At 37.9% G+C, this 12,706-nt stretch carries 9 protein-coding genes; all 9 read right to left on the bottom strand.

Annotation, left to right across the window (positions count from 1 at the left end; all coding sequences use genetic code 11):
* Positions 1 to 6: 6 nt before the first annotated feature.
* Positions 7 to 4,344 (bottom strand): PolC-type DNA polymerase III, encoded by a 4,338-nt coding sequence (locus G7081_RS04640; protein ID WP_166007792.1) that lies wholly within the window; start codon positions 4,342 to 4,344, stop codon positions 7 to 9.
* A 119-nt stretch (positions 4,345 to 4,463) separates the two neighbouring features.
* On the bottom strand, positions 4,464 to 6,176 hold the full coding sequence (locus G7081_RS04635; RefSeq protein ID WP_166007791.1) for a proline--tRNA ligase: 1,713 nt from the start codon (positions 6,174 to 6,176) through the stop codon (positions 4,464 to 4,466).
* Between the two features lie 32 nt (positions 6,177 to 6,208).
* Complete coding sequence (gene rseP, locus G7081_RS04630) at positions 6,209 to 7,495, bottom strand: RIP metalloprotease RseP (RefSeq protein ID WP_166008389.1); 1,287 nt, start codon at positions 7,493 to 7,495, stop codon at positions 6,209 to 6,211.
* 153 nt (positions 7,496 to 7,648) lie between these two features.
* Positions 7,649 to 8,446 (bottom strand): phosphatidate cytidylyltransferase, encoded by a 798-nt coding sequence (locus G7081_RS04625; RefSeq protein WP_166007790.1) that lies wholly within the window; start codon positions 8,444 to 8,446, stop codon positions 7,649 to 7,651.
* Between the two features lie 32 nt (positions 8,447 to 8,478).
* Complete coding sequence (locus G7081_RS04620; RefSeq protein WP_166007789.1) at positions 8,479 to 9,276, bottom strand: isoprenyl transferase; 798 nt, start codon at positions 9,274 to 9,276, stop codon at positions 8,479 to 8,481.
* 130 nt (positions 9,277 to 9,406) lie between these two features.
* Positions 9,407 to 9,964, bottom strand: a complete 558-nt coding sequence (frr, locus tag G7081_RS04615; protein ID WP_166007788.1) for a ribosome recycling factor — start codon at positions 9,962 to 9,964, stop codon at positions 9,407 to 9,409.
* A gap of 2 nt (positions 9,965 to 9,966) precedes the next feature.
* Complete coding sequence (pyrH, locus tag G7081_RS04610) at positions 9,967 to 10,689, bottom strand: UMP kinase (protein WP_166007787.1); 723 nt, start codon at positions 10,687 to 10,689, stop codon at positions 9,967 to 9,969.
* Positions 10,690 to 10,824: 135 nt separating this feature from the next.
* Entirely contained in the window at positions 10,825 to 11,703 is an 879-nt protein-coding gene (gene tsf / locus G7081_RS04605; RefSeq protein ID WP_166007786.1) for a translation elongation factor Ts, read from the bottom strand.
* A gap of 146 nt (positions 11,704 to 11,849) precedes the next feature.
* Complete coding sequence (gene rpsB / locus G7081_RS04600; RefSeq protein ID WP_166007785.1) at positions 11,850 to 12,632, bottom strand: 30S ribosomal protein S2; 783 nt, start codon at positions 12,630 to 12,632, stop codon at positions 11,850 to 11,852.
* Between the last annotated feature and the right edge of the window lie 74 nt (positions 12,633 to 12,706).

Genomic DNA, 12,706 nt, shown 5'->3' with positions numbered 1-12,706 from the left:
TATTTTTTATAGCATATCGAATAATGATAGTTGGTTTTCATCTGGCAAGCCATCAAGAACACCATTTTCTGTCATGTATTCAATTAATGTTTTAGAGACTTTGCCACGGTTAGCAAGATCTTCTTTTGATAAAAACTCTTGCTCTTCACGGGCAACCATAATCTGTTTCGCAACGTTCTGACCTAAACTTGGTACTGCACGGAATGGCGCAATTAAAGTATTACCTTCAATCACAAAGTTTTCCGCATCAGATTTATACAAATCAATCATTTTGAAATTATAACCACGTTCAAGCATTTCGTTACATAGTTCAAGCACGGTTAAAAGATTTTTTTCTTTCGTCGATGCTTCCATTCCTTTATCCGTAATTTCTTTCATGCGAGCTTTGACAGCATCCTTGCCTTTCGACATTGCTACTAAATCAAAATCATCAGCACGAACTGAGAAGTACGCTGCATAATAAAGAATTGGATAATAGACTTTAAAGTATGCCACACGTAACGCCATCAAGACGTAAGCTGCCGCATGGGCTTTCGGGAACATGTACTTAATTTTCAGACATGATTCAATGTACCATTCGGGAATACCAACCGCACGCATTTCCGCTTGATCTTCTTCTGAAATCCCTTTACCTTTACGAACGCCCTCCATTATTTTGAAGGCAAGTCCATCTTCTAAGCCGTTGTGAATCAAGTAAACCATGATATCATCACGACAACCAATTACTTCTGCCAAGGTTGTTTGACCTTTACGAATCAACTCTTCAGCATTTCCTAACCAAACGTCAGTACCATGAGAAAGTCCTGAAATTTGGAGTAATTCAGCAAAAGTTGTGGGATGGGTTTGTTCTAACATTCCCCGAACAAACTTCGTCCCAAACTCTGGAATACCTAAAGAACCTGTTTTTGAAAAGATTTGATCCGGTTCAACACCTAGCACTTCTGGCCCAGAGAAAATTCGCATCACTTCTGGATCATCCGTTGGAATCGTTTTAGGATCAATCCCTGATAAGTCTTGCAACATTCTAATAACTGTTGGGTCATCATGTCCCAAAATATCAAGTTTTAGTACGTTATCATGAATCGAATGGAAATCAAAGTGAGTTGTTTTCCATTCAGAGTTTTGATCATCAGCCGGGAATTGGATTGGTGAGAAATCATAGACATCCATATAATCAGGAATAACAATAATCCCCCCTGGATGTTGTCCAGTTGTTCTCTTAACCCCTGTTGACCCTTTTGCCAAACGGTCAACTTCCGCAGCTCTAAAGTTCAATTCATTATCTCGTTCATACCCTTTAACGAATCCGTACGCTGTCTTATCAGCAACTGTACCAATTGTCCCTGCACGGAAAACATATTCTTCGCCAAATAGCACTTTTGTGTAATGGTGAGCCTCTGCTTGGTAATCACCAGAGAAGTTCAAATCGATATCGGGTACTTTATCCCCGTGGAATCCTAAGAAGGTTTCAAACGGAATATCATGCCCATCTTTAAAGAGTCTACTTTGACATTCAGGACAGGCTTTTTCCGGCAAATCAAAACCAGAACCTACTGAACCGTCCTCAAAGAACTCAGTGTACTGACATTCTGCACAGCGGTAATGAGGTGCTAAAGGATTAACTTCGGTAATCCCCGTCATCGTAGCAACAAAACTTGACCCTACCGAACCACGTGAACCAACTAAGTAACCATCTTCCAAACTCTTATGAACGAGTTTTTGGGAAATTAGATAGATAACCGAGAACCCATTCCCAATGATACTGTCTAATTCTTTCTTCAAACGTTTTTCAACGATGTCTGGTAACGGATCACCATATAATCGTTTGGCTTCGTTGTAACTCAAGTCAGTGATTTCTTGTTCTGACCCTTCAATCTTAGGCGTATACAAATCATCTTTAACTGGCGTAATCTCATCACACCAACTAGCAATTAATTGTGAATTGGTTACAACAATCCGTTTAGCTTCTTCCTCACCTAGGAATGCAAAATCTTCAAGCATTTCATTCGTCGTACGGAAATGCACTTCAGGTAAAATACTTCTATTAAGCGGATTAGCTCCTCCCATTGAGTTAATCAAAATCTTACGGTAAATACCATCCGTCTTATCTAAGTAATGAACATTCCCTGTTGCAACAACAGGGATATCTAATTCACCAGCAATCTTGATTAAGTTGCCAATAATATCTTCTAAATCTTCATCGTTTTTAACTAACTCTTGGTCAATTAATGGAGCATAAACTTGTTTTGGCATGATTTCAATATAGTCGTAGAACTTCGCACGTTTCTTCGCTTCTTCTACCCCTTTTTGCATCATTGCCTCAAAAATCTCTCCACTGCTACACGCTGAACCAACAATTAATCCTTCACGTAATTTAGTTAGTTGTGATCTTGGGATACGCGGCACACGATAGAAGTAATCCACATTTGACATGGAAATCAGTTTAAATAGGTTTTTCAATCCTGCCTGTGTTGTCGCCATAATAATCGCATGGAACGGACGGGCACGCTTATATGCATCGCCTTCCCCAATGTGCTCATTCAATTCATCATGGAAATTAATATTGTGTTCCTCTTGGGCTTTTTTTAAGAAAATCCAACATAAGTGCCCTGTTGTTTCTGAATCATAAACAGCTCGGTGATGTTGCTCTAAGCCGACACCATATTTTTTAGCCAACGTATTTAAACGGTGACTCTTCCACTCTGGGTGTAGCATTCTTGAAAGTTCCAAAGTATCAATAACTGGATTAGGTGCTTCTGGCAAGCCATATTTTTCGTAACTTGTATTTAAGAATCCCATATCAAAGCTAGCGTTGTGGGCAACTAAAATATCATCACCCGTAAATTCTTTAAACATGCGTAGAACTTCTTCTTCCGATTTAGAACCACGAACCATCTCATCCGTAATCCCCGTTAAGTTAATCGTTGTTTCTGATAAGGGGTGACCTGGATCAATAAATTGTTCAAAGGTATCAATGACATTTCCTTTATGCATTTTCACTGCTGCTAACTCAATAATGGTATCGTAAACAGCTGACAAGCCAGTTGTCTCAACGTCAAATACGATATAAGTGGCATCTGTTAACGATTGATGGACTGGATTGTAAGCAATTGGCACACCATCATCGACAATATTGGCTTCAATCCCATAAAGAATTTTCACACCATGTTGCTTCCCTGCATGGTGAGCATCTGGGAAACTTTGTGCACCACTGTGATCCGTAATCGCCACAGCTGGCATCCCCCATTTACCTGCTTGCGCCACTAAATCTTTTGCTGCTGTAATACCATCCATTGTACTCATATTAGTGTGCATATGTAATTCAACACGTTTTTCATCGACTGGTGCAGTGTCCATGCGTCCGGCCTTTTTAACCTCAATTAAATCACGAGCATTCATGACTAAATCTTTCATGAATGTATCTTCTTGGACACTCCCTCGAACTTTTAACCATTGACCTTTTTTGATTGCGCCAAAAACTGCTTCATCTTGAGCACCGTTCGAGAATTTCTTAACAGCGAATGAAGATGTATAGTCAGTAATTTTAACAATTAGAATCTTACGACCAGATCGCAAATCACGAACTTCAACATCAAAAACATAACCTTCAATTGTGACGCTACGCTCTTCATCTACAATATCTGCCATTGGCATGATTAATTCACTATTGTTGATTGGCCGACCAAGTTGAATGGGTCCTTCAAGAGAAACTGGTTCAGATTTTTTCTTTTGTTTTAACTGTTCATTTTTTTCTAAAGCCGCCGCCGCTTCTGCCATCATTTTTTCTTGTTGCTCTTTTTGACGTTCTAAAAAGGCTTGCTGGTTTTCTTGAGCTTTCTCTTCGTTAACTTTTGGAAAAACACGTAATCTTGGGAAACCAAACTCAACAAAGACCTCTTCAACGATTGGTAAATAGTGTTGTTGTAAGTAGCTAACTAATCCTTCGTTTTCAACTAACAACGTTAATTTATCTTCAAATTGAATTGGCACCTGTCCTTTTAAGGCTCCCTTAACAATCGCCTCGTTACATTTAGCTTGTTCCAACCCTAACGGCCAGTAATCTTGAACTTCTTCTAAGCTAAAACTAGCGTCATCTACTGCTATCACTAATTTCACATCTGCGATGTCTTTAAACGCCGTTGTTAGTTGATAAGAAAATTGACGATATAATGAAACCGGTAAGCGTTTGGCAAAACGTAAATGGAATTCCCATAGACGACTTACTTTATGAACAATGACTTTTTCTACTGTTCCTGATTGCAATGATTTTTCGGAACGAAATTCTGGTGTCACATTCATTTGGTCTAATAATTTATCGAATAATTGCTGATTATTTAATGTCATTTTCTTACCTCCTTCTCTCTCATAATAAAAAGAAGACCGTCAACATAAGATTAGCTGACTGGCCTTCTTTGTTCTATTAAATTATACTCTTTTTCAACTCATTTTGAAAGTTATCTCTATTAGTCCTTTTCAGGATTTAATAAGACTGTTAAGGTATTGATCAATTCGTCTTTACGCACTTCTAGGTTTTCACCTGTTTTACGAATTTTGACTTCAACAATTCCTTCTGCAGCTTTTTTACCTACTGTAATTCGAACGGGTAATCCGATTAAATCAGCATCCGTAAATTTAACTCCGGCGCGCTCTTTGCGATCATCAACGAGAACTTCATAGCCCGCCGCTACCATTTCAGACTCAATTTCAGCAGCTAAAGCAACTTGAGTTTCATCTTTCACATTTACTGGTACGATATGCAAATCAAATGGTGCCAAACCTGCTGGCCAGTTCATACCATTTTCATCAGCATTTTGTTCTACGATAGCAGAAACCAAACGGCTCACACCAATTCCGTAACATCCCATAATCACAGGAATATCTCGGCCATTTTCATCAAGAACTGTTGCGCCCATTGCTTCACTATAACGTGTTCCTAGTTTAAAGATATGACCAATTTCAATACCTTTAGTAAACTGTAGCACGCCTTCGCCATCTGGAGAAATATCTCCTTCTTGCGCTAAACGGAAATCTTCAAAAGTTGTCACTTGGAAATCGCGTTCATGATTTACATTTCTTAAATGGAAGCCTGTCTCGTTAGCTCCGACAATGGCATTTGCCATATCTTGAACATATAAATCTGCAACGATTTTAACTTCTTCAGGAGCATTAACCGGTCCGATTGAACCAAATTCTGCACCAAAGTATTTCGCTGCTTCTTCAGGTGTAGCAGGTTCTAAGACCGCTGCATCTAAGAAATTTTTCAATTTAATATCATTGACTTCATGGTCACCACGAACTAGGACCATCACAGGTTCTTCATCAGCCATAAATAATACTGATTTAATGATTGTATCCGGGGATACTTTTAGGAATTCAGCCACTTCTTCAATCGATTCTACCTCAGGAGTCGCTACTTTTTCCATAGCTAACGCTTCAGTTTGCGATTGTTTGGGCGTGTATAGGCTCGTTGCCATTTCTAAGTTAGCAGCATAATCGCTCTCAGTTGAGTAACAAATGGTATCTTCCCCAACTTCTGCAATTGCCATAAACTCTTTTGAATCACTACCACCCATAGCTCCACCATCACCGATAATCGCACGGAATTCTAAACCACAACGTTCAAAAATACGGTAATAAGCTTGTTCATAAGCTTTGTAGCCTTCATCTAAACTTTCTTCTGAGGCATGGAATGAATAACCATCTTTCATTAAGAACTCACGACCTCTTAAAAGACCTGAACGAGGACGTTTTTCATCACGATATTTTGTTTGAATTTGATAAAGTGATAACGGTAAACGTTTGTAAGAGGCCACTTCATTTTTAATCAAATCAGTAATTGTTTCTTCGTGAGTTGGGCCTAAGATAAAATCACGACCATGACGATCTTGTAATTTCATTAGTAGTGGTCCGTATGTATCGTAACGACCAGACTCTTTCCATAAATCGGCTGGAATTAAAGCAGGCAATAACATTTCAGTTGCATCAATCGCAGCAAATTCTTCTTGCATGATTTTTTTTATTTTTTCTAACACGCGATGAGCAAGTGGTAAATAAGTATATACCCCAGCCGTCACTTGGCGGATATAACCCGCTCTCAATAACATTTGATGACTTAAGATTTCTGCATCATTTGGCGTTTCACGTAAAGTAGGTATTAACATTTTTGATTGTTTCATTAACTTTTTCTCCCCTATTTTAAGATTCTTTTTTATCTGAAAAAGAATCGCATAATATCGTTCCAAGTCACTAGGACCATTAAAATCATCACAAAAGCAAACCCTAAAATTGTAATCTTACCTTCGCTTTCAGGACTCAACGGTTTCCGTCTAATACCTTCTACAAAGTTCATTAGTAACTTCCCACCGTCTAATGCAGGAATTGGTAACAAGTTCATAATTCCCAAGTTAACACTTAGCATTGCCATAAAGTTCAAAACTGTAATCAGTCCTTGATTAGCAACTTCTGAAGACACTTGGAAAATCATCACAGGTCCACCTAGTTTATTTAAACTAAAGCCCATAATTAAATCTTTTAATGCCACAAAAATCGCTGTCGCACTAATTAACGTTTGAGCCCAAGCCGCTTTAATTTTTTCAAAGAAACTTAATTTAGTAAAGGTTGTTCCTGACATGATCCCAATCATCACACGTTCAGAACCATCTTCTTGTTTCTCACTCTTAGGTGTTAACTTAACTGTCTGTTCTTCCCCATCACGTTCAAGAAGAATTGTCACTTCTTGATCTTGATGTTTAGCTAATTCCGTTCCAATTGAACTGAAATCCGAAATACTTTGGTCCGCGATTTTTAAAATGCGATCATCCGGTTTAATCCCCGCTTGATACGCCACTCCATCTTCTACTAATCCACCAATCACAGCACTTGTATCAGCTTGCTTAATCCCACCTTGCATAAACATCACAATAGTAAAAATGACCATCGTTAGAATGAAATTGAATAATGGGCCTGCAAAGTTTGTTAACATCCGCTGCCATAATTTTGCTGATTGAAATTGCACATCCCGAGGAGCAATCCGGACTTCGGTTCCATCTGCTTCAATAATACTAGCATCATGATGGACTGGGTAATTCACCACTTGTTGATCGTCACCATTTAGGTAACCTTTAATATGTAAATCATCTTCTAAATCAAATTCTGTTACCGCAAGCGGAATTGCCTGCTGCAATTGAATTTTTGAACTAGTATTAATTTTTTCTACTAATCCTGATTCATTCAACACTAAGGAAATCGGCTGTCCCGGTGTCAAACTAACATTATCTTCCCCCATACCAGCCATGCGAACATAGCCACCCATCGGAATCATTCGAATCGTGTAGGTTGTCCCATCTTTCCCTTGATGAGAAAAGATTTTAGGACCCATTCCAATTGCAAATTCTCTGACTAAAATACCAGAGCGTTTAGCAAAGATAAAATGCCCTAATTCGTGAACAATCACAATGACACAAAATACGAATAAGAAAGTTATTATTGTTTTAATCATTTTCTTTCACGTCCTTATTTTTAAGCATAAACAAAGTATGCTGAGTACGTTATTTCTCTAGTATTTTAACACATTTCAGCCCAAGCTCCAAACTCGCTAATTCCCCAAGCAAAAGAAAAAAACTAGATTGAGATAAACTCAATCTAGTTTTTAAATAATTCCTAAAATAGCCATTACTGGGAAAACAAATAACATACTATCAAAGCGATCTAAAATACCACCATGCCCAGGTAAAATTTTACCCGAATCTTTTACGCCATAATGACGTTTGTAGGCTGATTCAACAAGGTCACCTAATTGCCCAACCATTGATAAAACAATTGTAAACATGATCATCATAAAGAAATTATAACCAAAAATTTCTTTAACATTGAAGAACAATAAATAGATTGTCGCAACAACAACCGCACTTAAAATCCCACCAGCAGAACCTTCTAAGGTTTTATTAGGCGAAATAGCTGGCGCTAATTTATTTTTACCGAATTGACGCCCTACTAAGTAAGCACCAATATCCGTTGACCAAACAACTAATAAACCAAACATTAATACAACTAAACTATTCGTATCACCACGAGCAACTAAGAAATACTTGAAGCCCATTCCAACATATAAAGCGACTAATACAGGAAAACCTGCTTGTTCTAAGGTATACGTATTTTTTGAAAATACTGCGATACTAAGCAACACCATTACCATTAAATAAAAAATCTCTAAACCATCAATAAATGACCCTGTATACTTAGCAATCGGTAAAACTAAAGCCACCGTTCCAATAATTGAAACAACACCTTCTAGACTTTTAATTTCTAAGCCTTTCATTCTAAATAATTCATAAACACCTACAGCTGCTAATAAAGCTGCTGTTAATTCAATCGCCCAACCACCAAAAATTAAGATGGGAATAAACAATGCCAAGGCAACTACTGCTGTAATAACTCGTTGTTTCATTTGAAACTCTCCTTTTAATACCAAGTCGCTAACTATTTACTAGCTGACTCTTGATTTAATCCGCCAAAACGACGGTTGCGATTTTGATATGAACCAATAGCTTGTTCAAAATGAACTTCGTCAAAATCAGGCCAAAGCGCCTCAGTAAAGTATAACTCACTATAAGCAATTTGCCAAAGCAGGAAGTTACTAATTCGTTCTTCACCACTTGTTCGGATTAGTAAGTCTGGATCCTGCAATTCTTTGCCAAGCTTTGCGGTCATTAAATGTTCTGATAACATTTCTTCAGTAACCTCACCTGTCAACTCACCTTTTTTAGCTTGTTCAACTAGCTCATTAACAGCCGTTAGCATTTCTGCACGACTACCATAATTCAACGCAAAGTTTAAAATCATGCCAGTATTATCTTTAGTTTGCTCCATTGCATCATTAATCGCTTTTTGGGTATGTTCCGGTAGATATTCTGTATAGCCGATCACTTCAACTCTAACATTTTCAGCAATCAAATCTGGAACAAAAGTATCAAAAAAGTCAACTGGTAACTGCATTAAAAAATCCACTTCTGAAGATGGACGTTTCCAGTTTTCCGTTGAAAAAGCATACATAGTTAACACTTTCACACCCATGTGGCTAGCGTGTTTTGTAATTTTTTTAACCGTATCCATTCCTTCTTTATGACCTGCTACTCTTGGGAGACGACGATTTTTAGCCCAACGTCCATTCCCGTCCATAATAACAGCAACATGCTTTGGGATAGAACCATCCGCATCAAAAATCACAGCCTGCTCTTTATTAATATATTTTTGTTTTTGTGGAAATAAACGAAACATACGTGACCTCCTAGAATCATTTCTATCTTACATTTTATCAAAAAGAAAGCTAAATACCTAGAAAAAGAATTGTTTTAAAGACTTTCTTATGAAGTTGCTCATAACAAAAAAAGACTGCTTACGCAGTCTTTTATACATCCAATAATTCTTTTTCTTTTTCAGAAGTAATTGAATCAATCATTTTTGTACTCTTATCGGTTAAATCTTGAACATCTTTCTCATAACCACGTAAATCATCTTCCGAAATCTCTTTAGCTTTTTCTTTTTTCTTCAAGTCATCAATCGCATCACGGCGAATGTTACGCACTGCAACTTTCGCTCCCTCAGCTAATTTTCCAACTTCTTTTGCTAAATCTTTACGACGATCTTCTGTTAATTGTGGAATCACTAAGCGAATAACTGTCCCGTCATTAGCTGGGCTAATGCCAATATCACTCGCCATAATAGCTTTTTCAATATCTTCCAGTGCTGTTTTATCAAACGGTGTAATCATTAAGACGCGGGCTTCTGGTACATTAATAGAAGCAATCGCATTTAAAGGAGTTGGCGCTCCATAATAATCCACTTGAATTCGATCTAACAAACTTGCGTTGGCACGACCTGCACGAACTTGACCTAATTCGCGAGTTAAGCTTTCTTCAGCTTTCACCATACGTTCTTTTGTGTTATTTAAAATTGTTTGTGCCATGTTTATTTCCCCCTAACTGTTGTTCCGATGTTTTCGCCTAGACAAACACGTTTAATGTTGCCAGGTTCATTTAAGTTGAAGACTACTAATGGAATGTCATTATCCATACTCAATGAACTTGCAGTTGAATCCATGACTTGTAACCCTTTAGAAATAACATCTAAATGAGTTAATTCATCAAATTTAGTCGCATCTGCGTTTGTTTTAGGATCTGCTGAGTAAACACCATCAACGTTGTTTTTAGCCATTAAAATGACGTCAGCATCAATTTCAGCGGCACGTAGCGCTGCTGTTGTATCAGTTGAGAAGTAAGGATTACCCGTACCTGCTGCAAAGATGACAACACGTTCTTTTTCTAGATGACGAACGGCTTTACGACGGATGTATGGTTCAGCAATTTGACGCATGTCAATAGATGCTTGAACACGAGTTGCCACACCAATATTCTCTAATGTATCTTGTAGAGCTAAAGCATTCATAACTGTCGCTAACATGCCCATATAATCCGCTTGTGCACGTTCCATACCCATTTCTTCACCAATTGTTCCACGCCAAATATTTCCGCCGCCCACAACAATAGCAACTTCAACACCTAGTTCTTGAACTTCTTTGATTTCTTTAGCAATTTCAGCAATAACTGGGGGATTGATTCCAAATCCTTCTTCACCAGCTAAGGCTTCACCACTTACTTTTAAAACTATACGTTGATATTTAGGTTTATCCATTTTAATTCCTCCATCGGACTTTTTATTCTCAATCTATTCTAGCATAATCAAGAGCAAAACTATACTTTTACCTAAAAAAAGGGAGCGCAACTTTCGCAAATTGCGTTCCCAACCATTTCAATTAAGAAATAGGTCTTATTTCATTTGGTTAGCTACTTCTTCCGCAAAGTTTTCTTCACGTTTTTCCATACCTTCGCCTACTTCAAAACGAATGAATGATTTAACAGTAGCATTTTTAGTTGCTGTAAATTTAGCAACAGTCATATCTGGATCTTTAACGAATGGTTGGTCAACTAAACAAATTTCAGCTAAGAATTTTTGCATACGTCCTTCAACCATTTTTTCAACGATATTAGCAGGTTTACCTTCGTTTAAAGCTTGTTCAGTCAGAACTGATTTTTCGTGATCTAACTCTTCAGCAGAAACTTGTTCGCTAGATACGTAACGTGGATTAATAGCCGCAACGTGCATCGCAACATCTTTAGCCATATCTTCATCAGTTGTGCCATCGATTGTAGCTAAAACAGCAATACGTCCACCCATGTGTAAGTAAGCACCGAAAGCTTGGTTGTCAGTTTTTTCAACTAATTCGAAACGACGGAAGCTAATTTTTTCACCGATAACAGTAGTAGCTTCTAAACATTCTTTTTCGATTGTTCCGTTTTCAGTAGTGATTGCTAATGCTTCTTCCATGTTAGCTGGTTTGTTTTCAGCAACAAGTTTCGCAATTTTAGCAACTAAGTTAACGAACATATCATTTTTAGATACGAAGTCAGTTTCTGAGTTTACTTCAACGATTGCAGCAGTGTTTCCTGCAACGTGTACGTTAGCTAAACCTTCAGCAGCGATTCTATCGCCTTTGTTAGCAGCTTTCGCTAAACCTTTTTCACGTAAGAAATCCACGGCTTTTTCCATGATTCCTTCAACTTCTACTAATGCTTTTTTAGCATCCATCATACCAACGCCAGTAGCGTCACGTAATTCTTTTACCATAGCAGCTGTAATTTTTGACATTCTAATTTCCTCCTAAAGTTAGCGTTTTGACAAACGCGATAATTGATTTAAAAAAACTGCCTCAAAGGAAGACTGGGCTACTTAAATTCGCCTACCGATCAATAGCCTTTGAGACAGTCTCAAGTTTTATTTAATTAACGAGCAGATTACTCTGCAGCGTTGTCGCCTTCAACAACTTCAACAATTTCTTCGATTGAAGCATTGTCAGCTTTTTCTTCAGTGAAAGTTTCTTCAACGACTTGATCTTCACCTTGGTTTCCTTCGATGAAAGCGTCAGCCATTTTACCAGCAATAAGTTTAACGGCACGAATAGCATCATCGTTAGATGGGATAACAACATCAATCTCATCTGGATCACAGTTAGTATCAACCATAGCAACGATTGGAATGTTTAATTTTTGTGCTTCTTGAACAGCGATACGCTCTTTACGAGGGTCAACGATGAACATTACATCTGGAATTCTAGGCATATCAGCGATACCACCTAAGAATTTTTCAAGACGGTCACGTTGTTTGTTCAAACCAGCAACTTCTTTTTTAGGAAGTAAATCGAAAGTTCCATCTTCTTCCATTTTGTTAATTTCTTTTAAGCGAGCGATACGTTTTTGGATAGTATCCCAGTTAGTTAAAGTTCCACCTAACCATCTGTGGTTTACATAGTATTGACCAGAGCGGATAGCTTCATCTTTAACAGCATCTTGTGCTTGTTTTTTAGTTCCTACGAATAAAGCAATGCCGCCATCTTCAGCGACTTTCTTCATGTAGTTGTAAGCATCGTCAGCAAGACGTACAGTTTTTTGTAAGTCGATGATGTAGATACCATTTCTTTCTGTGAAGATGTATTTCTTCATTTTTGGGTTCCAACGACGAGTCTGGTGACCGAAGTGAACGCCGGCTTCTAACAATTGTTTCATTGAGATTACTGCCATTTTTGTTTCCTCCATTTGGTTTTTATTTTTCCTCTCCTAAGTTCATGTGATAAAGAACTTGCAAGCAAGCACCC

Origin of the sequence: Vagococcus coleopterorum (assembly GCF_011303955.1) — a bacterium.
GTDB lineage: Bacteria > Bacillota > Bacilli > Lactobacillales > Vagococcaceae > Vagococcus_D > Vagococcus_D coleopterorum.
Note: the sequence above shows the minus strand (reverse complement) of the source record. Positions and strands in the feature narration are given on the sequence as shown.